At 45.9% G+C, this 20,951-nt stretch carries 18 protein-coding genes; 11 read left to right on the top strand and 7 right to left on the bottom strand.

All coding sequences use genetic code 11. From position 1 onward, the window contains the following. Positions 1 to 74: 74 nt before the first annotated feature. Both edd and AB6D58_RS22735 read right to left on the bottom strand, forming a co-directional pair. Positions 75 to 1,871 carry a phosphogluconate dehydratase gene (gene edd / locus AB6D58_RS22740; protein WP_372158621.1) on the bottom strand — a complete coding sequence of 599 codons (1,797 nt, stop codon included), beginning with the start codon at positions 1,869 to 1,871 and terminating at the stop codon, positions 75 to 77. Then, positions 1,868 to 2,392, bottom strand: coding sequence for a gluconokinase (locus AB6D58_RS22735; protein ID WP_017059452.1), 525 nt, complete (start codon positions 2,390 to 2,392; stop codon positions 1,868 to 1,870). The genes edd and AB6D58_RS22735 overlap by 4 nt, the downstream gene beginning before the upstream one ends. Positions 2,393 to 2,644: 252 nt before the next feature. On the opposite strand from AB6D58_RS22735, the gene ascF reads away from it, so the two are divergent. The 3 genes from ascF to AB6D58_RS22720 all read left to right on the top strand — a co-directional run bounded on the left by ascF (position 2,645) and on the right by AB6D58_RS22720 (position 6,274). Further along, positions 2,645 to 4,123, top strand: coding sequence for a PTS cellobiose/arbutin/salicin transporter subunit IIBC (gene ascF / locus AB6D58_RS22730; RefSeq protein ID WP_372158619.1), 1,479 nt, complete (start codon positions 2,645 to 2,647; stop codon positions 4,121 to 4,123). A gap of 71 nt (positions 4,124 to 4,194) precedes the next feature. Then, a complete protein-coding gene (ascB, locus tag AB6D58_RS22725; RefSeq protein ID WP_017059454.1) occupies positions 4,195 to 5,625 on the top strand; it encodes a 6-phospho-beta-glucosidase in 1,431 nt (476 codons plus the stop codon). A 31-nt stretch (positions 5,626 to 5,656) separates the two neighbouring features. Next, the gene (locus AB6D58_RS22720) at positions 5,657 to 6,274 is read left to right on the top strand and encodes a bifunctional 4-hydroxy-2-oxoglutarate aldolase/2-dehydro-3-deoxy-phosphogluconate aldolase (RefSeq protein ID WP_102398561.1); all 618 of its coding nucleotides are present in this window, start codon (positions 5,657 to 5,659) and stop codon (positions 6,272 to 6,274) included. Positions 6,275 to 6,364: 90 nt separating this feature from the next. Here AB6D58_RS22720 and AB6D58_RS22715 read toward each other — a convergent pair whose 3' ends face one another. The 3 genes from AB6D58_RS22715 to AB6D58_RS22705 form a co-directional block, all read right to left on the bottom strand. Next, positions 6,365 to 7,240, bottom strand: a complete 876-nt coding sequence (locus tag AB6D58_RS22715) for a radical SAM protein (protein ID WP_372158616.1) — start codon at positions 7,238 to 7,240, stop codon at positions 6,365 to 6,367. A gap of 208 nt (positions 7,241 to 7,448) precedes the next feature. Further along, positions 7,449 to 8,270 (bottom strand): SDR family NAD(P)-dependent oxidoreductase, encoded by an 822-nt coding sequence (locus tag AB6D58_RS22710; protein ID WP_102393086.1) that lies wholly within the window; start codon positions 8,268 to 8,270, stop codon positions 7,449 to 7,451. A 210-nt stretch (positions 8,271 to 8,480) separates the two neighbouring features. Next, a complete protein-coding gene (locus AB6D58_RS22705; RefSeq protein WP_004732302.1) occupies positions 8,481 to 9,326 on the bottom strand; it encodes an enoyl-CoA hydratase/isomerase family protein in 846 nt (281 codons plus the stop codon). A gap of 327 nt (positions 9,327 to 9,653) precedes the next feature. Here AB6D58_RS22705 and AB6D58_RS22700 point away from each other — a divergent pair, with 327 nt between their 5' ends. Together AB6D58_RS22700 and AB6D58_RS22695 are read left to right on the top strand one after the other, a co-directional pair. After that, complete coding sequence (locus tag AB6D58_RS22700; protein ID WP_372158613.1) at positions 9,654 to 11,027, top strand: MATE family efflux transporter; 1,374 nt, start codon at positions 9,654 to 9,656, stop codon at positions 11,025 to 11,027. Between the two features lie 9 nt (positions 11,028 to 11,036). Continuing rightward, positions 11,037 to 11,951, top strand: coding sequence for a LysR family transcriptional regulator (locus AB6D58_RS22695; protein ID WP_372158610.1), 915 nt, complete (start codon positions 11,037 to 11,039; stop codon positions 11,949 to 11,951). A gap of 195 nt (positions 11,952 to 12,146) precedes the next feature. Here AB6D58_RS22695 and AB6D58_RS22690 read toward each other — a convergent pair whose 3' ends face one another. Beyond that, positions 12,147 to 14,219, bottom strand: coding sequence for an alkyl/aryl-sulfatase (locus AB6D58_RS22690; protein ID WP_372158607.1), 2,073 nt, complete (start codon positions 14,217 to 14,219; stop codon positions 12,147 to 12,149). Positions 14,220 to 14,407: 188 nt separating this feature from the next. On the opposite strand from AB6D58_RS22690, the gene AB6D58_RS22685 reads away from it, so the two are divergent. Beyond that, positions 14,408 to 15,310: a LysR family transcriptional regulator gene (locus tag AB6D58_RS22685; RefSeq protein WP_048609931.1), complete on the top strand. Its 903-nt coding sequence runs from the start codon at positions 14,408 to 14,410 to the stop codon at positions 15,308 to 15,310. On the opposite strand, the gene AB6D58_RS22680 is transcribed toward AB6D58_RS22685, so the two are convergent. Beyond that, on the bottom strand, positions 15,307 to 16,206 hold the full coding sequence (locus AB6D58_RS22680; RefSeq protein WP_102320412.1) for a DMT family transporter: 900 nt from the start codon (positions 16,204 to 16,206) through the stop codon (positions 15,307 to 15,309). The genes AB6D58_RS22685 and AB6D58_RS22680 overlap by 4 nt on opposite strands. Positions 16,207 to 16,415: 209 nt before the next feature. On the opposite strand from AB6D58_RS22680, the gene AB6D58_RS22675 reads away from it, so the two are divergent. The 5 genes from AB6D58_RS22675 to AB6D58_RS22655 all read left to right on the top strand — a co-directional run bounded on the left by AB6D58_RS22675 (position 16,416) and on the right by AB6D58_RS22655 (position 20,854). Beyond that, on the top strand, positions 16,416 to 16,805 hold the full coding sequence (locus AB6D58_RS22675) for a VOC family protein (RefSeq protein ID WP_048609928.1): 390 nt from the start codon (positions 16,416 to 16,418) through the stop codon (positions 16,803 to 16,805). Positions 16,806 to 16,856: 51 nt separating this feature from the next. Next, on the top strand, positions 16,857 to 17,381 hold the full coding sequence (locus AB6D58_RS22670; RefSeq protein ID WP_048609927.1) for a hypothetical protein: 525 nt from the start codon (positions 16,857 to 16,859) through the stop codon (positions 17,379 to 17,381). A gap of 169 nt (positions 17,382 to 17,550) precedes the next feature. After that, positions 17,551 to 18,990, top strand: a complete 1,440-nt coding sequence (locus tag AB6D58_RS22665; RefSeq protein ID WP_372158604.1) for a 6-phospho-beta-glucosidase — start codon at positions 17,551 to 17,553, stop codon at positions 18,988 to 18,990. A 99-nt stretch (positions 18,991 to 19,089) separates the two neighbouring features. Then, on the top strand, positions 19,090 to 20,088 hold the full coding sequence (locus AB6D58_RS22660; protein ID WP_017064029.1) for a LacI family DNA-binding transcriptional regulator: 999 nt from the start codon (positions 19,090 to 19,092) through the stop codon (positions 20,086 to 20,088). A 202-nt stretch (positions 20,089 to 20,290) separates the two neighbouring features. Then, a complete protein-coding gene (locus AB6D58_RS22655; RefSeq protein ID WP_017081374.1) occupies positions 20,291 to 20,854 on the top strand; it encodes a sugar O-acetyltransferase in 564 nt (187 codons plus the stop codon). Positions 20,855 to 20,951 lie beyond the last annotated feature (97 nt).

Below are 20,951 nucleotides of genomic sequence, written 5' to 3'. Positions count from 1 at the left end.
GCTTGTACGGTGGTGTGAGAGGACGGAGGCCGTGAGGCCTCCTCCTACTCGATTACATTTAAGTAATGACACAGCTAGACGATAAAACTCGCCCCTTGTTCTGCACTCGAAACGCTTTGGCGCATCACGCTAAATAGGTTGCGCCCCATGGTTTGCTGGTTGGCGTCTGCCTCAAATACCTTCGCTTGGCGAGATTGCATGTCGTTGAGGTTATTGAGTTCGCCACTCGCGCAATCTAAGCGCAGGATATCGCCTTCGCAAACAAGCCCAATAGTTCCTCCTCGAATAGCCTCTGGTGAGACATGAATCGCGGATGGGATCTTTCCTGAGGCTCCGGAAAGGCGCCCATCAGTAACCAGAGCCACTTTAAACCCTTGTTTCTGAACATTACCTAGAATCGGCATGAGCTTATGCAGTTCAGGCATACCGTTCGCAGCTGGACCATTGTTCATTACCACAACAATGCAATCTTTGTTGAGTTCACCTCGTTGATACGCGGCTTCTACCTTATGTTGGCAATCAAAAACTGCCGCAGGTGCTTCTATTACACGTTGCTCTTCTGCAACCGCTGACACCTTAATCACTGCGTTGCCAAGGTTCCCTGAAAGGACTCGCGTTCCGCCTGTGCTTTGGAATACCTGTTCTTGGCCTGCAATTACCTCTGCATCTGCCGACTGTTTGCATTTTTTCCACGTTAGCTTTCCATTTTCAAGCTCTGGAATACTCATTTGATCTTCAAACGAGCCAAAGGTAGGTGTGACATCTCGGTGCAGTAAGTTGGCTTGATCTAAACGGCGTAACAGCGCGGGAACTCCTCCTGCCGCTTGGAACGCATTCATATCTGCTGGGCCGTTGGGATAAACTCGAGCAAGTAAAGGCACTACATCGGATAGATCGCTGATGTCTTGCCAAGTCAGAATAAATCCTGCTGCGCGTGCTACCGCGACCATGTGAATGCTGTGGTTGGTACTGCCACCTGATGCGAGTAGGGCAACAATGCCATTGATTAAGCTTTTAGCGGTAAAGACTTCAGAAAGTGGGCGGAAGTTTGCGGCTTGTGGTGTCATTGAAGCAATTTCAATGGCGGCATGCTGAGTGAGTGATGCGCGCAATTCAGAGTCAGGATGAATAAACGCTGAGCCCGGAAGCATCAGCCCCATCGCTTCAAATACCAGCTGATTGGTATTGGCTGTGCCGTAAAAAGTGCAGGTGCCCGCTGAGTGATAAGCGTTGCACTCCATATCCAGTAAGGCACTTTTTCCTACCTTACCAGCCGCGTACTCTTGGCGAATGTGTACTTTCTCATCATTGCTGATGCCCGTTGCCATCAAGCCTGCCGGAACAAAGGCAGTTGGTAGATGCGCAAAAGAGAGCGCGCCCATCAGTTGTCCTGGAGCTATCTTGTCGCAAATGCCAAGCAATAGGGTTGAATCAAACACGTTGTGACTCAGTGAAAGAGCCGTCGATTGAGCAATCAAGTCCCTTGAAAACAAAGACATATCCATGCCTGGTTGCCCTTGAGTTACCCCATCGCACATCGCGGGAACACAGCCCGCTACTTGAGAGGTGTGGCCGAACTTAGCTAACGCCTTTTTGATCTGATCTGGATAGTGTTGATACGGTTGGTGAGCGCTTAACATATCGTTGTAAGAGCTGATTAACGCCACATTGGATTTAGTGAGATCAAGAATCGAGCGTTTCTCATCGGAACAAGAAGCTGCGACAGCATGAGCCAAGTTGCCGCAAGAAAGCCCTTTACCACCTTTGCCAGCAGAGGCTTGGTGTTGGGTTCGGTTTAGAAACGCTTCATGAGTCTCTTTGCTTCGTTCAATTAATCGTTGAGTCACCGCTTGGATGGTTGGAAGGGTCATGCTGTTTCTGCCTCATCAGTCATTGAAAGCACAATCGCAGCACAGTCCACAACGTCATCAATATCGCCATCAATGCTGATGACAACCGTATCTGGCTCGTGATCGGGTCTTTCTAATGTTTCGAACTGGCTTTTAATCATGTTCTCTTTCATGAAGTGGCCTTGGCGCTGACGCATTCGATGCAAGATCAGGTCAATGTTGCCATCTAAAAAGAGAAAGGTGAGGTTTTTGTTCCCTTCGCGAATTTGGTCGCGGTACTTCTTCTTCAACGCAGAACACACAATAATGCCGTGCTCATTTTTACTTTCTAGGCTGTACGCTGCATCACGAACGCGTTCCAGCCATGGAATGCGATCATCATCATTAAGAGGTTGGCCTGACGCCATTTTTTGAATGTTTGCTCGAGGATGAAGGTCGTCACCATCAATGAACTTACGCCCAAGTTTTTTTGCCAACTGCTCGCCTATCGTGCTTTTCCCACAAGCACTGACACCCATGACGATGACACTACTACCAGCCATAACTCAATCCTCTTAACAAATTTGCGCGTGATCTCAATTTTGAACATCGCTTGTAAATATGGCTTTATCTTATAAGCGTTACCGGTAACATGTTACCGGTAACTTAAGGAAGTGTGATGAAGGACACAAAACAACAATTCACAACAATTCACAACAATTGTGATTGTTTTTGCATCCTACTGACGGAAAATTAGTCACATCTCACTATATTCGCGTTTAAAAATCACTGGAAAGAGATCTTTGGGGGATAAAATGGCCAACGATTACCGCGCAATTGCGAAATCTGTTGTTGAGCATCTTGGGGGCAAGACAAATGTGGCTGCCCTAACACACTGTATGACTCGACTACGATTCGTTTTACACAGCCAAGATGGCGTCGATATTAACAAGCTAAAAGCACTGAAAGGTGTGATGGGTGTTGTTGATAATGGAGACAAAGTACAAGTTATCATTGGTAACGAGGTATCGTATGCATACAAAGAAGTGATGGCGCTTTGTGAGCTATCCACTGTATCTGAGTCAGAGGTTCCTGCTAAAAAAGAGAAGCTAACGGCTAAGTCAATTGGTGCGAAAATGTTGGACGCACTGGTTGGTACCATGTCGCCTCTTATCCCAGCAATCATTGGCGCTTCAATGGTCAAACTGCTCGCCATGGTACTTGAGATGCTGGGCTTGGTTGAGCCAAATGCACCTACCTTGATTATCTTGAAAGCGATTGGCGATGGCGCCTTCTTCTTCCTACCGGTTATGGTTGCCGCTTCCGCATCGATCAAATTCAAGACCAATATGTCTCTTTCCATTGCGATTGCCGGTGTCTTAATCCACCCGAACTTTATGGAATTGATGGCGCAAGCAGCAGAAGGCAAGCACGTTGATTTCTTCGGTATCCCAATCACGTCAGTGAAATACACCTACACGGTTATTCCTGTACTTGTGATGACTTGGGCTCTTTCTTACATAGAACGTTGGGTAGATAGCATTACCCCTGCTGTGACTAAAAACTTCCTGAAACCTATGCTTATCGTATTGATTGCAGCTCCGGTTGCTATCGTACTTATCGGTCCATTTGGTATTTGGGTTGGTACTGCACTTTCAGCGCTTGTTTACACAATTCATGACACATTAGGTTGGTTGTCGGTTGCTATCATGGGCGCACTGTGGCCTCTACTTGTTCTTACTGGTATGCACCGTGTATTTACTCCAACGATTATTCAAACCATTGCTGAGACGGGTCGTGAAGGTATGGTTATGCCTTCAGAAATCGGTGCCAACCTCGGTATGGGTGGTGCGTGTCTGGCTGTTGCTTACAAAACCAAAAACAGCGCACTAAAGCAGACATCATTAGCCGCAGGTGCTTCAGCTATCTTCGCCGGTATCTCTGAGCCTGCATTGTACGGCGTGCTTGTTCGTCTGAAACGTCCACTTATCGCAACAATGATTACTGGTTTTATCGTAGGTGCATTAGCGGGCATGGGTGGCCTTGCGAGTCACTCGATGGCAGCACCAAGCTTGTTTACGAGTGTTCAGTTCTTCGATGTGAATGACCCAATGAGTATCGTTTGGGTGTTCGGTCTGATCGCATTGTCTATTGTTCTGTCATTTGTTCTAACCCTAGTTTTAGGCTTTGAAGATGTTCCAGAAGATGATGCCGATGAGAAAGCAACTTCAGAGTCAGCAAACAAAGAAGCTGGTAAGGCAGAAGACAAGCCGACAGTAGTGTCCGCGTCTTAATTAGAATTGATTAATTTATTCAGTCACCTTACTTCAGCGTAAGGTGACTTTTATTGTTTCCGAGGTATTCGATGTCAAACATTCAATTTCCCGAAGATTTCTTATGGGGCGGCGCTATTGCTGCAAACCAGTCTGAAGGCGCTCACTTAGCGGGTGGTAAAGGCCTAACAACCGTAGATATGATCCCTTATGGTGAGAACCGCATGCCAATTAAGCTTGGTCAGGTTGATAAGGTGACGCTCAGCGAAGACGAGTTCTACCCAAGCCATAACGCGATAGACTTTTATCACCGTTACAAAGAAGACATCGCCTTACTGGCAGAGATGGGATTTAAAGTCTTCCGCGTATCCATCGCTTGGAGCCGAATCTTTCCAAAAGGTGACGAGCTAGAGCCGAACCAAGCTGGCTTAGATTTTTACCGTGATGTTTTTGAAGAGTGTAAGAAATACGGTATTGAACCGCTCGTTACCTTGTGCCATTTCGATGTGCCAATGCACTTGGTCAACGAGTATGGTTCGTGGCGCAATCGTAAGATGATTGAGTTCTTTAGCCGTTACGCGAGAACCTGTTTCGAGAACTACAAAGGCTTGGTGAAATACTGGCTAACCTTCAACGAAATCAATATTTTACTAGCGAGCCCGTTTTCTGGCGCTGGATTGTTGTTTCAGGAAGGCGAAAATCACGACCAAGTGAAGTACCAAGCAGCTCACCATGAGCTAGTAGCAAGCGCTTTGGTAACCAAGATTGCCCATGAAGTTGATGAGCAAAACCAAGTGGGTTGTATGCTGGCGGGCGGTAACTTCTATCCATATTCATGTAAGCCAGAAGATGTGCTGATGGCGATGGAAAAAGACCGCGAGAACCTGTTCTTTATCGATGTTCAATCGCGTGGTTACTACCCATCTTATGCTCAAAAAGTATTTGATAACAAAGGTGTGGTGCTTGAAACACAAGAAGAAGATTTCGAGATTCTAAAGAACACCGTCGATTTCATTTCATTTAGTTATTACGCTTCACGCTGTGCTTCTGCCGATATGAATGCGGGTAACACCAGCGCGGCGAATGTTGTTAAGTCCATCAAAAATCCTCATCTTCCAGCAAGTGATTGGGGCTGGGTCATTGACCCTACAGGTCTTCGAATCACGATGAACACACTCTATGACCGATACCAGAAACCACTTTTCTTGGTAGAAAATGGCTTAGGTGCTCGTGATACCTTGGATGACAATGGAGAAGTGAACGATGATTACCGCATTGATTACCTTCGTCAGCACATTGTTGCGATGCATGAAGCAATGGAAGACGGTGTACCACTGATGGGCTACACACCTTGGGGTTGTATCGATCTTGTTGCGGCATCGACCGGAGAGATGAGCAAGCGCTATGGGTTTATCTATGTGGACAGAGACAACCTAGGCAATGGTACGTTAAATCGTATTCCTAAAAAGTCATTCCACTGGTACAAAAAAGTGATCGCAAGCAACGGCAGCGATTTGGCTTAATTTGTCTGTTTGATAATGGGAGAAATGAACAATGAAAACAATTGAACAGCGACTCAGAGATATTCGCATCGTTCCGGTGATCGCCATTAATGACGTTGCTCAGGCTGTACCACTGGCGAAAGTGCTGGTTGAAAATGGTTTGCCTTGTGCTGAAGTGACATTTCGTACAGAAGCGGCAGCAGAGTCGATTCGTTTGATGCGTGAAGCCTACCCTGAGTTACTGATTGGCGCAGGTACTGTGCTGACTACAGATCAGGTGGATACTGCCATTGATGCGGGTGTTGATTTCATTGTTAGCCCAGGTTTGAATCCAACCACAGTCAAATACTGTCAGCAAAGAGGGGTTACGATCGTTCCTGGAGTGAATAACCCAAGCTTGGTTGAACAAGCAATGGAAATGGGGCTTAAGACACTAAAGTTCTTCCCAGCAGAGCCATCTGGCGGTGTTGCTATGTTGAAAGCGTTGACGGCTGTTTATCCGGTTAACTTTATGCCGACAGGCGGAGTAAGCCCAGCGAACGTTGAGTCTTACTTAGCACTGAAATCAGTCGTTGCCTGCGGTGGAACTTGGATGGTACCGACAGACAAAATGGACAAGGGTGATTGGGATGGAATCGCAGAATTAGTCCGAGCGGTCGGCTCCAGATAGTTCGATAGAGAGATACATAGCTAGAAAATGAAAGGGCCAGCTGACACTGGCCCTTTTTGTGGCTGCTTCAAACGATGTAGAGGTTACTCGTTACCAAGCAAAGGTTTTAATGACGTTTTGCTTAGTGATTGGGTTATGCGCGATGTCTTGATTTATCTTATCAAGAAACGGCTTACGAGCCTGAGGCAACATGCCACGCATTGGTGAGATGTTATTGCCGTGGTCACCCCAGTAGTAGCAATCGAAATCTTCTAGGTTTTCGAGCAAGTATTTTTCTTCTTCCAGAATCTGCAATGGCGTTGGTAAAACAAACTCGCCACGGTTTACTTCTTTTTCCAACACCGACCCCGGTTGAACGGCTAAAGCCATCGGTGCAATTGCATCTGGCTGCATGATGTTCAGCAAGCTGGTGGTATTAATCGCATGCTCTACAGAACGTTCTTTGCCGCCAAGGCCAAAGATGAAAGAAGCCAGCACCTTGATGTCTGCTTCACGGGCTAAGTTCATACCTTCAATTGCATGCTCACGCGTCATGCGCTTTTGAATGCGTTCAAGCACAATTGGGTCACCGGACTCCAAGCCGGAATAGGCCATGCTTAAACCTGCCGACTTAATCTCTTTTAATTCAGACAAGCTCTTACGGCGAAAGTCATTGAACCCTGAATACAGAGAAATGTTCTTGATCTCTGGAAAGGTGATTTTGATGTAATCCAGAATCGAAATCAGCACCTCGGTTCGGATTGCCATTACGTTACCATCGACTAAAAAGATAGACTCTACATGCGGGTAGATTTTTCTCGCCGCATCAATATCTTCAAAGATGTCTTTGATATCTCTTACTTTGAAACGCTTATCATCAAACATCGTGCAGAAGGTACATTGGTTGTTACTGCACCCCAATGTTGTCTGGATGAGTACGCTCTCTGCTTCCATCCAAGGACGATAAACTTTACCTTCAAAACGCATAAATGCTCCTCGGCCGTAGCCTGTGTTGTTTCGACGAGGGCAAGTTTAGCAATCTGCATCTTGGGTGATAATTGGGCAAAGCGGGGAATCAGTATTAAAGAAATTTTAATAATCGAAAGAGCGCGCAGTTCTTTGTCTGTATGGATAGAACTGCGGCTTGGATCGTGTGTGGGGGGAGTGTTAGTGGTCGTTTTTTACTAATTAATGATCAGTGCGTAACGCACAGCTTTTCTTCGAGTAATTGATTAAGCACTGTCACCAGCTTGTGGTTCTTAGTGTTGTCTAATGCGTCGGCGTGCGGGTCTTTGAACAACCCAGAATCATTATCAAAATATTTACCAGAAGCGTTGGCAAACTCATCACTGAGCGCAGCACGACAAAGAATATCGGCTCCAATCGCTAGGTCGTTTCCATCAACGCCATAAGCATCTTTTACTAATTTACTGCCAAGGAAAGAGGCTGGGTTTACAGGGATAATTGCGGTGCCTTTGTCTAAAAGAGTATTGGCTAATTCGATGGACCACATCGTTAGCGCCAGCTTACTTTGCGCGTAAACCGGACCATCAAGTTCACCCGCACTCGGGCTGATTAATGCCTCTAAATCGACGGGTGCTTGGGCTGCTGAAGATAGATTGACGATACGACCTGTCGCATCAAAAAGAGGAAGCAGCTTTTGTGTCAGGAGATACGGCGCAATGGTGTTTACGACAAAACGTACATCAAGATTGTCTGGAGTGGTGATGTCCGACACCTTATACACACCTGCGTTGTTAATGAGTATATCGAGTCGTTTGTGATCGCTTTTGATTTGGGTTACGAGCGCCTCAACTTCAGAGAGCGTCGATAGGTCTGCGATGTAGCTTTCGATGATTGCATTCTTAGACAGGCGAGACAAAGCGGTCACGACTTTATTGACCTTAACTGGGTTGCGGCCATGAATCAGAACATGGTGCCCTTGCTGCGTTAGTGCTTTTGCGGTCTCTAAACCAATGCCATCCGTGGCACCTGTGATCAGAATTATTTTTTGCATATTCCGTCCTTCAAAAAATAGTTTGAACAACGTTATAACAAAGATTAATGACACATAGTTGCATTTGGCTCACAAGCTGAAGACTCAAATGTGAGTCTATGGGGCAAATAATGACCATTTTAACACTTGGTGGTTAACCGTTGGCGTTTAACGACTAAGTAAGACAATGGGTCAGTTTGTGGCTGACCCAAATTAAGAGAAGTGACCGAGTTATTTGATGTCTTGAACGTTCATAACCAGAGTTTCCCAGTTACGTTGGTTTTCCATATCGTGCTCTAGGCCTTGCTCATCGGCAATTTGGAAGCGCTTAACCGCAGGGGTTTTGCTCGTAGCTTGATACAACCAATAAGCTTCCGCTTTGAGTGCTTCGTCGATCGGTTTGTCGATAGACTCGTACACCGCTTGCTTACATGCATTGATCGATTCGGCAGGGAATTTTGAGATTCGTTTGGCTAGAGTATCAACATATTCGCCAATTTCATCCGGCTCTAGTGCCTTGTTGATGGTGCCGTATGCTTCGGCTTCGTCAGCATCAAAGTCACGTGCACTTAGGACGATTTCGAGTGCGCGACCTAAGCCGACTTGGCGTGCCATACGTGATGCGCCGCCACCACAAGGAAGGATGCCCATACCCACTTCCATTTGCATGAATTTGTATTTACCGCGAGCCGCGAATCGCATGTCACACGCCAGTGCAAATTCGTGGCCTCCACCTCGAGCGAACCCTTCAAGCTTGGCAATGGTGGCTTGTGGCAGTTTGCTGATTCTTTCTAGCACCACTTGCAGGTCGAGTAACTTCGCTTCTTCACGAGAAACGGCTTCTGTCGACATGTCTTTTAATAGATTAGTGTCGTAGTGGCAGACCCAAACTTCAGGGTTTGCTGACTGAAATACCACGACCTTGATGTCACGATCGCGCTCTAGTCTCATTGCTAAACCATTGAGGTCGGCAAGCATCTCTTGCCCTTGAACATTCACAGTACCGAAGTCAAAAGTGACGGTAAGAATTCCATCCTCGGCTTGAGCTTTAAACGTTGTATAACCTTGATATGCCATTTCCATATTCCTTCTGAGAGATTTCATTTCAGCCTATTCAGTGTGAATGCGACCTAAATTCAGGCTAGCGAGGAATGTTCGAACCAACAATTAACCATTAAACGAAACACTATTAACGAATTATTAAGAGTTTTGGCGGGTTTTGTAATTTCAATTTATTCAGTGTCTTAGATGGATATTTTAACGTTGAAGGTATCTTGCTAATTCGATTGTCAACGAAATCTAAAAACTCATTCCTTGTCTGGCGCTCTTATCCTTTTCATTTAGCTTCGTATACTGCTCAACTAGGTAATTAGCCCCAAGGTACAGACAAGAGTGAACCGACTTATGCAGATGAGATCCGCGACTTTGAAAACCATTATTGAGAAAACACTGCCACTGACACTGGGTGTGTTTGCGATCATGATGGTGCAATTGGTCGATTCGATCTTTATCGGTCAGCTAGGGGTGAATGAGTTGGCGGTTCACGGTATCACCTTGCCATTCCAAGCGGCGTTTACCGGGGTTCAAGTGGGCATCGGTGTGGCGGCAACGTCCATTATTTCTCAAGCTGTAGGGGCAAAAGAGCAACGTAAGGCCACCTCAATTGCCACGTTGTCGGTCGGGTTTGGTGTGGTGGTAATAGCCTTAATCTGCTTAGGCCTGATTGTTTTTAGCGATTCTGTTTTTGCGTCGTTTGTGAATGATGTCTCTGACGCTCAATACCAATCCATGCTGTCGATTTTTAATGTGTACTGGCCACTGTGGCTGTTCAGTGCATTGATGGTGGCAGTGCTTTATCTGGCCACCTGCGTTTATCGCGCCAATGGCGATACTAAAACAACCGGCAGCATGTTCTTGGCTGCCAGCGTGATTAACCTAATTCTCGACCCTATTCTGATCTTTGGATTGGATATGGGCATTGCAGGAGCGGCGATCGCATCGAGCATTGGTTACGCATTTGGTGCAATCTACATGCTAATCAAGTCTCGCGGCAACGGTTGGTTTGGCTTCAATGGCGCGTGCCGTAACCGAATCAAAGGCTACAGTTTTGAGCTATTCAAGACGGTAATGCCAACCACTGCGAATCAGATATTACCTGCGGTCAGCGCATTCTTCTCAATGCTTTTGATTGCGAGAATCGGAACCGATGAGATGGCTTTTTGGAGCTTACTCGCCCGTGTTGAAAGTTTTATGCTGGTGTTTTCTCTTGCTCTGACCATGTCTATCCCGCCTATGATTGGTCGTTACCTAGGGGCGCAGCAGCGATGCAAAATCCCCGAGCTATTGAATACAACAGCGAAGTTCTTACTGGTTTTCCACACTGTGATGGCCGCATTATTGGCGCTGTTTAGTGGCTGGATTATTCCTGTTATCTCGGAAGAACAAAGCATACGCAGCTGGTTTGAAGTGACCTTGTTATTTATACCGTTCAGCTATGGCCCACTAGGGCTGTGCATGTTGGTTGCTTCGGTGTTTAATGCTTTGGGTGTGCCTCGTAAAGCTTTGAATGTCTCTTTCTTACGCTTGTTTGTTTTCTACATTCCGGCGTTATGGCTCGGCTCTATAACAGGAGACATGATCAATGCGGTTATTGCTGCGACCGTCGCCAATGTTTTAGCGGGCGCTTTTGCATGGTTTAAGCTTAATGCCTATATTAAAACTCACATTATCCCTCGTGCCGCTGCGGCCAGTAAGCAGCGTTTACTCAGCGCAGGCTAGCCATTATTGATGAATATTGAACATCTGAAATTGTTTGTGCGACTCGCGTCTACGCACAATATAAGTCAAGCAGGACAAGAGCTTGGGTTGTCACCCCCGGTAGCCAGTATTCACATCGGAAAGCTCGAAGAGAGCCTAGGTGCCCGTCTTGTGCATCGCACCACGAGAAAGGTTTCCCTGACCGAAGAAGGCATGGCATTTCTTCCTCACGCCAAGCAAATCCTTTTGAGTGTCGAAGCGGGTGTTGCCTCTGTCGGAACCGGTAATGAACTACCAAAAGGGGTGTTGCGAATATCTGCACCTTCTTCGTTTGGTCGAATGCATGTTATGCCTGCTTTGAAAGGGTTTTTGGCTAAGTATCCAGATCTGTCGGTGGACATTTCACTCAGTGACTCAATCGTCGATCTGGTTGATGGCGGTTTCGATGTGGCGATCCGTAATGCGGAGCTACAAAACTCAAGCCTGATCGCTCGCAAGCTCTCTACTGATAAACGTATTTTGTGTGCATCACCAGAATATCTGGCATCTCATGGCTATCCGAAAACACCAGAAGACCTCAAGCAACATCAATGCATCAATCAAACCGGCTTGGAAGGGTGGACGTTCGACACACCCGAAGGCGATGTCACCATCAAGAAGAAAGGTGCTATCCGCGTCGATCACGGTGAAGCGGTAAGGGATGTATGTGTCGATGGCTTGGGCATTGCCATGTGCGCGAGTTGGATAGCATACAAGCAGCTCGCGGAAGGTTCGCTGGTTGAGGTGTTGCCGGATTACCCTTTAAAGGTTGAGGCGGCTATCTGGGCGGTATACCCGAGTGCTCAGTTACTTGCACCAAAGGTGCGCGTATTTATCGATTACTTTGTTCAATATTATGGTTCACCTTCTTATTGGGGTTGCGACGTAAACGGGCAAACTCAGTAATCTATCAGCTTCAACAAATTATCAGTTTTATTAAGCTCTCAGCCTCAGTAATAGAGCAAACGCAGTAGCGTTCAAGAAGCACTTATTGAGAACAAATAAGAAAGCCCCGACCAAAAGGTAGGGGCTTGTTTTTATGTTCTTTATAGAACGTTTTTCTAGCTAACTGCTGTTGTTTTGATTTAGTGTATCTGGCGTTTAATGAGCGTGTACCGCTGAATCTTGGTATAGCTCTGCATCAACTTCTTCGCCTTTGTTTGGACGCGGTACAATCTCAAAAGAGGTGTCAGCTTCTGTCAATGAAGACAGCAGTTTGTTAAGTGATGTCTTATCACCTTTCACGCCTGCTTGTCCGTCTTCTAACAGTTTTCCAAGGCTTGTTTTCTTAAGCACGATGTCAGACACGTCAGACTTATTGATGATCAGTGTTGTATCGGCGTCTTGCAGCTCGTTCACTTGAATGTTGTTCAGGTTACCGTTAGACATTTCAACGTAGTAGAACTCTTGCACGTCTGGTAGCTGAATATTCAACGTAAATGGTGTTTCTTGTGCTTTTAGCGAATTCACTTTTACTGCTAAGTAATCAAGTAGGTTTTCAATGGTCATGTTCGCTAACACATCCGGTGATGCTGTTTTCGGTGCGCCCGGTTGTGTGCCAATACGAAGCTCTTGAGCGCCGGTTAGGTAGATGTTTCTCCAACCTGCACCTTCTGATTGATAACCCAATTGCTCGTAAGTATCTGCTAATAAGCCACGTGCAACTTTGTTCTCTGGTTCTGCTTGAATCACCTTATTGAGTGCTGTTGCAACGAAGCGGTATTCACCTTCTTGGAAGTCTTGCTGCGCTTTTTCAATCACAGCATCGCTGCCGCCCATGTACTCAACAAACTTCACTGACTCCGGCTTGATTGGTAATGGGTTTAGGTTAGCTGGGTTCATGTCGAAGTAACCAAGGTACATGTTGTACACAGCGCGAGCATTGTGAGAGTATGTACCGTGGTAACCATTGGTGTGCCAAGACTGTTGAATACTGTCTGGCATTACCTTGTAAATCTCGTCACCGATGTCTTGCAGAACCACGCCGTTGTTGGCTAAGCGAAGCGTTTGGTTATGAGTAAAACCGTAAGCGTCACGCTGCATTTTTAGGTAATCAGAGATCTCTTGTTCACCCCAAGTTGGCGATGAGTGAGACGCAAACAGCACCTCAGTATCTTCACCCCAAGTGACTAACATCTCGTTGATCTTCTTAGACCATTTCAAGCCGTCACGTACTTTAGCGCCACGCAGCGTGTACAGGTTATGCATGCCTTGGTAGGTCAGTTCGCCAGTCCAAAGTGCTTTCATGCTTGGAATATATGTCACCATTTCAGAGGCCGCTTCGGTACCTGAAGCATCCATGAATTGCATTTCTAGGCCGTCAATAACCAGAGTTTCAATCTCTTCGTTATGGTTCAGCTCGTAGTCTGGCAGTACGTAAGTAATGCTACCGGTTGATAGACCTTTCGACAGTGCCGCATCAACAATACCGTGCTCGTGTCGGTTCAGGGTTGCGCCATATTGATAAGCGGTACGACGAGACATTGCATTACCCGCCAATACGTTTTCGTCTACGATCTCTTTAGTAATGTTTTTCGAACCGTACACTTTTACATCTGGGTACGCGTCTTTGATTGCTCTTGCGCCACCAAAGTGATCAGCGTGCGAGTGAGAGTAAATCATTGCTACGACTGGCAGTTCGCCGCCATCAGGCACATTGTTTTTGAAGAATTTTAGAGATTTAGCGGCCGCTTCTTTGGTAAGAAGTACGTCATAAGCGATCCAACCGTTGTCACTACGAATGAAAGAGATAGACGCTAAATCCGCGCCTCGAACTTGGTAAACTTTACCCGGAACAACTTCATATAAACCTTCCGCCGCTTGGTTCAATACCGCTTGGCGCCACAGTGAAGGGTTTACTGAATCTGGTGCTTGGTCTGCATTCGTCACACTTGGATCGATGAAGTTAAAGCTATTACGAATGATGTCGCCTGTCTCTTGGTCGAAGCTAGCAATCAGACCCTTGTTGTTATTGTCGAAAGCGCGAGTGTCGGCAAAGTTAAGTGTTTTTGCGAACTCTTGGTTTGCTTTGGTCGTCATCTCGGTTGCGCTTTTGCCACCTTGATCGCCAATTTCGCTGAAGTGTGCGTGATCATGGTTAGCTGCAATCGCAGGGAATGCCAACGAGATAGCTAGGAACAGTGATGCATTTTTGAACGTGCGAGAAGTTGTCATAAGAGCCTCTTCATTTCAGAATTTTGTTTCGTTGAGGCGATTATAGGAATAAGACATATAGCAAAAAATAAAGTAAGCTTTATTTAATACATCACGATTGGCTATGTATTGAGTCATGCAATGGTTGGGGAACGAAGGCGAATCCTGACCTATGATTGATTAAGACCACATTGACAGGGAGAGTAACGGTGAGCGACGTGGAAAAGTTGGATTTAAATCTATTGAGCGTGTTCTTAGAAGTGTATCGATTAAAGTCGATCACGCTTGCATCAGAATCGCTTGGTATGACTCAGCCTGGGGTTAGCGGGGCATTGAAGCGATTGCAATCTCAGCTTGATACCGACCTGTTTATTCGTGAAGGGCGTGGGATTATTCCGACTAACGCTGCGGTGCAATTGGCAGACCGAGTAGAGCCTGCTCTAGAAGGGATAAGCAGCGCAGTAAGCACTTTAAAGACATTTGATAATCAGCAGCATCATGTGTTTCGTATCCTGGTGAATGAGATTGGATTAACCAAGCTTCAACCTCTCGTCGAGCAAGATGAGACGTTGGGCAATATCTCGATTGAATTCAATATGGTGCCGAACAACGAAGAAGAATTATTGCAAGGCTTGAGCATGCAACAAGCTGATTTAGCGATTGATATCCATTACCCGCAAGTTAACGGCTACATGAAGCAGCCTGTGATTGAGGATGCACTCGTATTGATAGCTCGAAAGGGGCATCCTAGAATCAATGGTTCAGTGACTGAAGAGCAATATTACAACGAAAAGCATGTTACTTTTAGAATGCGTCGAACCCGTTTATATACGGCAGATTATTTTACCAAGTCACCACTGAAACAGAGAAAAGTGAGTGCAGAGTGTGACTCACTGATGACCATGTGTGTGCTGGTATCGGGCTCAGATTGTGTTGGCAGTACGTCGCGTGATTTTGCCAATCAATTTTCTGAACCTTTCCAGCTTCAAGTCCTTGATCAGCCGTTTGAAATCTTACCGATGCAGCAATACATGATCTGGCATAAGAGAACCGATTTGAATCCTGCTCATCAGTGGTTGAGAAACAAGATTCAACAATACATGGCTGATTAACGAGCCGCTCTTGCTGCTCGTTTTTGTTTGGCGCTCTCTATCATCTTAGAAGGCGTCATACCGGTTACTAACATGGTACCGGTAATAACCAGAACCGATCCGAAAATAGTATTAAGGCCAATCGCTTCGTCTAAGAAAAGGTTGCCCCATAAGATGCCAAACACTGGAATCAAAAAGGTAACAGACAGAGCCGAAGGCGCACCCAATTCAGAAACGAGATTGAAGTAAAGCAAGTAAGCAAGGCCAGTACACACGGCGCCTAATAAGATCACCGATGTGGTGATGGTTAGATCCGGAGCCTCTCTCATCGGCATAAAAAAGACAAACGGCAATACGATTAAGACCGCCGCCCACATGCTGCCATGTGCATTATTGAATGCCTCAACTTTAGGTGCTTGTTTGGTATAGTTTGATGCTATTCCGTAGCTAAAGGCAGCCATCACCGCCGCAAAGATAGGAAGCACAGCCTCACGGCCAATGTTCATCGCATCCCAACCGACTAACACGCCAACTCCCGTTACCCCAATCCCAAGCCCTAATAGAACACGCGCCTCGAGTGTAGTTTTGGTCCATATCGCACCGATGATTGCCGCCCAAATTGGCGCTGTCGAGTTCAAGATGGCGAGTGTCGAGGCGTTCAGTGTCTGCGCGGCATAAGCGAACAGTAAAAAGGGAACTGCGGTATTAAACAACCCAAGAATAAAGAAGTGTTTAGCGTGAGTGTTGAACGTCAGCTTTTTTCTTAAATACAAAGACACCAACAGTAGCGTGATTGCTGCAAATAGTACTCTTGCTTCAATCAACACTGCTGGGCCCAATGGATTAGCGGCAATTCTCATGAACAGAAACGAACCGCCCCATATCGCAGCGAGAGTTATTAATTTTAGAAAGTTCACGGCGTATATCTCAGAATGTGTAAAACACCGACTATTGATCAAAGCTATATATTACACAAGCTTAGATATTAATACTGTGCAGCTAATTGTTGTGATTTTGATAACCAAACGGCTCGCTAAATAGGAACACTTTTGATGAATTCTGTTCTGTTTATCCTTCCTGATTTGGCGGGTAATCTAGCGTTAGACATCAAACTTAGGCAAACAAAATGAAGATTGAACACATCGCAATTTGGACCAAAAAACTCGAAGTTTTGAAGAGATTTTACGAAGACTATTTCGGTGCGACATCGAACTCAAAATATCACAACCCAACCAAAGGGTTTTCTTCATACTTCCTCTCATTTGAAACTGGAAGCCGCCTAGAGATCATGGAAATGGATTCGGTTCCTGAATCGAAAGATGACATCTATGATCAGTTTACAGGCTTTGTTCATATGGCGATTTCATTGGGGTCGGAGCAAGCGGTCGATGCACTCACTCAACGCTTGGTCGAAGACGGCTATGAGCGCTTAGATGGCCCAAGAAGAACAGGTGATGGCTATTATGAGAGTTGTGTGCTCGATCCTGATGGTAATCGCTTAGAACTTACCGTTTAATGTAGAGACTTAATTGAGTTACTCATCTACTAACGGAACTGAGGTATTACAATGATGAAGCGTGCTGTGACTTTCCTTTTTAGTCTTGGGCTTATGGGATGTGCTACCTCAGAACCGGCGTATGAGCAGGAGACGGACGCGAAACCTGAACCATCGCAACCCATAGGTTACCTTGGTTTTAAAGCTCACCAAGAATGGGCTATTCAATTCAATGATTGCACGGTCTACGATTTAATCGGTGCACAACCTTACCAGTGGTTTGATCGCACCTCAGCCTCTGTGAGCTGTTATACGTTTAAGCCAAATGATGCCATCGAGCCATTATCAGTCTATGCCAACGCAAACTTCGACAGCAATAAGCTAACCCCGATTAACCGCTTTCAAGAGCTGCAGGTATCAGAGTCAGGCTGGGGCAACTTTCCTGCCGTCTATAAGACCAACGGTACCAATTGGCTGAAAGTTAAAGAGGGTTGGATTCATCTCACACTAGCCGATCAGACACTTGTCCAGTTCTACCCGGGAACTCAAGACCAATCTGGCAAATCGAAGCATGATCAGTATTTTGATCAGCATTGATCGTAAAGCTGAATTTTGACTAGTCTGTAGTTCGATCAAAAAAGATCTTTTAACTATTGCTGAAACCGGTTTCAATCTGTATCTTTGCTTTTATTGAAATCGGTTTCAGAGTTGTGAACGCAGCTCTAATCCTGGTCTTTTTCACGAATAACTTGTAGCGAGTAATGGTATGAACAACGAATTTCCGAACGATTTTTTATGGGGTGGTGCGGTTGCAGCACATCAGTTAGAAGGCGGCTGGGATGTGAATGGTAAAGGTGTCAGTGTTGTTGATGTATTAACAGCGGGCGCTCATGGTGTACAACGTCGAATCACCGATGGTGTGATCGATGGTGAAAACTATCCCAACCAAGTCGCAGTGGATTTCTACCATCGCTACAAAGAAGACATTAAGTTATTTGCTGAGATGGGTTTTAAGTGTTTCCGTACCAGTATTGCCTGGACGCGTATTTTCCCAAATGGCGATGAAGCCGAGCCGTGTGAAGCGGGGTTAGCGTTTTACAATGACTTGTTTGATGAACTCCTAAAATATGACATTCAGCCAGTGGTGACACTGAGCCATTTTGAAATGCCTTATCACTTGGCTAACGAATATGGTGGCTGGATGAACCGTAAGGTGATCGAGTTCTTCGTTAAGTATTCAACTACGGTGATGGAGCGATACCAACACAAAGTGAAATACTGGATGACGTTTAATGAGATCAACAACCAGATGAACACTTCGGCAGACATCTTCGGTTGGTTATGCTCTGGTGTGAAGTTTCCGCAATGTGAAAAGCCGCAAGAAGCGATGTATCAAGCGGTTCACCATCAGTTTGTTGCCAGTGCTTTGGTGGTTAAGAAAGGTCACGAGATCAATCCAGATCTTCAAATCGGCGCGATGTGTGCGATGGTGCCTTTCTACCCTCGCTCTTCAAAGCCAGAAGATATTATGGTGGCACAGCAAGCGATGCGTGATCGTTATTTCTTTTCGGACGTGATGGTGCGTGGTCATTACCCAAATTACGCTAAGCGTGACTGGGCAATCAAAGGCTTCAACATTGAGATGCAGCCAGAAGATGAGCAGATCCTAAAAGAAGGCAAGGCTGATTACTTAGGCTTTAGTTACTACATGTCGAATACCTTGGATTCTTCTTCTCATCAAACGACTGAAGAAGCGATGGACGGCGGTCATGAGAACTCGGTCGATAACCCGTTCATCCAGTCTAGCGATTGGGGCTGGCCAATTGATCCAACGGGTTTGCGTTTCTGTTTAGCGTCTCTGTATGAGCGCTATGAAGTGCCGCTGTTCATCGTTGAAAATGGTTTTGGCGCGGTTGATACCATTGAAGAAGATGGCAGCATTAATGACGACTACCGCATCGCTTACCTTGGCGACCACATCAAAGAGATGAAAAAAGCCGTTTCGATTGATGGTGTTGATTTGATGGGCTATACCCCTTGGGGCTGTATCGATTTAGTTTCGTTCACCACGGGCGAGATGAAAAAACGCTACGGATTCATTTACGTAGATAAGCACAACGATCAATCTGGCTCACTAGAACGCAAGCGCAAGAAGTCTTTCGAGTGGTATAAAGGTGTGATTGCATCTAACGGTGCCACTATTTAGAATGCATTCCCCAGCGCAGTTATGTGAACTGTGAGCTGTCATTTTGCAATGAATTAGTCGGCCTATGTCGGCTAATTTTTTATAAAGGAAAAGAAGCGAATGGTAACCATGCTTGATGTCGCAAACCGCGCAGGCGTATCTAAATCGACCGTTTCTCGTGTCTTAAATGGCAAGAACATCGTGCGCCCAGATGTGGTGAAAAAGGTATTTGATGCGATTCAAGAAACAGGTTATCGACCGAACTTGTTGGCTCAGCAATTGGCGACCAAGAAGACCAATTTCATCGGCTTTGTAATTACCAATGAGTTGTTCAATGGCCCTTACTTCTCTTCCTTGATGTATCACGCGGCTTCTTATAGCGAAAAGTCGAATCACCAATTGGTGATCACCGATGGCAAACACAGCGCTGAAGACGAAAGAAAGGCGATCAATTTCCTGTTGGATATGAAGTGCGCGGGCATCATCATCTATCCGCAATGTTTAACCGAAAGCGAGATAGCTCAGATCATCGAAAGCACTGACACTCCGATTCTGGTACTCAACCGAGAAATGCCGTCGAAGCCCAATCATGCTATTACCACCGACCATTATCAGAGCGCTTGTTTGATGGTTGAACACATCATCGAGCAGGGTCATACCGATATTGCAGTGATTCGTGGTAAAGCCGGTTCTTCGACCGATGAGCTGCGTTACCAAGCCTATCAAGATGTGTTAACTAAACATGGTGTTGCATTGGATGAGTCCAACGTTGTTCAAGGTGATTGGACGATGGAGAGCGGTTATCACGCGGCTCAGGCTTTGGCAAAAAGCAGAACCACATTCACTGCTATCTTGTCTGAAAACGATGATATGGCGATTGGTGCGATTAAGGCGTTAACCGAACTTGGGTACTCATTGCCTCAAGATGTTTCGATCGTCGGCTTTGATAACAGCAAAGTGGGGGCGTTTTTAACGCCAAGCTTAACGTCTGTGAGTGTGCCATTAGAGCAAATGACGCAAAAGGCGATCCTGCAAATTGTCGGTGAAACAGAGCAAGCGACCACCATCAATACCACTGGTAGTTTGGTGTTACGTGATTCGATAGCGAAGCTAAATTAGCACTGTTCGAATTTCATATTTTACCTACAAAAAGTGACGAGCTGCGCATCTCTTAAACCAAGCTCAAACACTCCTTATTCACTGTTATTTAGATGTGCGATATTGCGTTTTTGGTCGATGAATTGACCACCATTAGTTAAGTAATGTGAAGCTAGATAAGTAATGTGAAAATAGCTAATTGATGTGAGAACAGGTAAGTAACGTGAAAACAGAAAAACAAAAAATGCTAGCAGGTGAACCTTATCAGGCTTGGGATAAAGAGCTTTATGCAGCTCGTATCGAATGTCGCAAGGTGCTTCAAAAACTCAATAACAGTATTCCTGACACACCCGAATGGGAAGCAGCAACGCAAGAGCTGATTCCGGGCTGTGAAAATGCACATTTAGAGCCGCCGTTTCGTTGTGACTACGGCTCGAACATCAAGCTGGGCAAGAACTTCTACGCTAACTTTAACTGCGTGATTTTGGATGTGGCTGAAGTGACCATTGGCGACAATGTGCTGCTTGGTCCGAACGTTCAAATCCTGACCGCAGGTCACCCACTCGATGTGAAAGGCCGAGTTGAAGAGGGTGTTGAGTTTGGCACACCGATTAACGTCGGCGACAATGTTTGGCTTGGCGGCGGTGTAATCATCTGCCCGGGTGTAACCATTGGCGAAAACAGCGTGATTGGCGCAGGCAGTGTGGTGACCAAAGACATCCCAGCCAATGTGGTTGCAGTCGGTAATCCATGTAAAGTGCTGAAAGCGATCGATAACGGACAATAATCAGATTTAAATGACAAAGCCCGAACCTAGGTTCGGGCTTTGTTTTTGTGCGCCGAGCATGGCGTTGATCTAGGAGGTGAAAGTCCTCTACGGGCTC

The organism is Vibrio sp. 10N.239.312.D08 (genome assembly GCF_041466145.1).
GTDB classification, from domain to species: Bacteria; Pseudomonadota; Gammaproteobacteria; order Enterobacterales; family Vibrionaceae; genus Vibrio; species Vibrio crassostreae_C.
Note: the sequence above shows the minus strand (reverse complement) of the source record. Positions and strands in the feature narration are given on the sequence as shown.

Coding starts and splice junctions, on each gene's coding strand:
- AB6D58_RS22720 (WP_102398561.1), top strand. CDS start 5,657: ATGAAAACAATTGAACAGCGACTCAGAGATATTCGCATCGTTCCGGTG.
- AB6D58_RS22710 (WP_102393086.1), bottom strand. CDS start 8,270: ATGCAAAAAATAATTCTGATCACAGGTGCCACGGATGGCATTGGTTTA.
- AB6D58_RS22695 (WP_372158610.1), top strand. CDS start 11,037: ATGAATATTGAACATCTGAAATTGTTTGTGCGACTCGCGTCTACGCAC.
- AB6D58_RS22675 (WP_048609928.1), top strand. CDS start 16,416: ATGAAGATTGAACACATCGCAATTTGGACCAAAAAACTCGAAGTTTTG.
- AB6D58_RS22715 (WP_372158616.1), bottom strand. CDS start 7,240: ATGCGTTTTGAAGGTAAAGTTTATCGTCCTTGGATGGAAGCAGAGAGC.
- AB6D58_RS22700 (WP_372158613.1), top strand. CDS start 9,654: ATGCAGATGAGATCCGCGACTTTGAAAACCATTATTGAGAAAACACTG.
- AB6D58_RS22665 (WP_372158604.1), top strand. CDS start 17,551: ATGAACAACGAATTTCCGAACGATTTTTTATGGGGTGGTGCGGTTGCA.
- AB6D58_RS22735 (WP_017059452.1), bottom strand. CDS start 2,392: ATGGCTGGTAGTAGTGTCATCGTCATGGGTGTCAGTGCTTGTGGGAAA.
- AB6D58_RS22705 (WP_004732302.1), bottom strand. CDS start 9,326: ATGGCATATCAAGGTTATACAACGTTTAAAGCTCAAGCCGAGGATGGA.
- AB6D58_RS22690 (WP_372158607.1), bottom strand. CDS start 14,219: ATGACAACTTCTCGCACGTTCAAAAATGCATCACTGTTCCTAGCTATC.
- edd (WP_372158621.1), bottom strand. CDS start 1,871: ATGACCCTTCCAACCATCCAAGCGGTGACTCAACGATTAATTGAACGA.
- ascF (WP_372158619.1), top strand. CDS start 2,645: ATGGCCAACGATTACCGCGCAATTGCGAAATCTGTTGTTGAGCATCTT.
- AB6D58_RS22660 (WP_017064029.1), top strand. CDS start 19,090: ATGGTAACCATGCTTGATGTCGCAAACCGCGCAGGCGTATCTAAATCG.
- AB6D58_RS22670 (WP_048609927.1), top strand. CDS start 16,857: ATGATGAAGCGTGCTGTGACTTTCCTTTTTAGTCTTGGGCTTATGGGA.
- ascB (WP_017059454.1), top strand. CDS start 4,195: ATGTCAAACATTCAATTTCCCGAAGATTTCTTATGGGGCGGCGCTATT.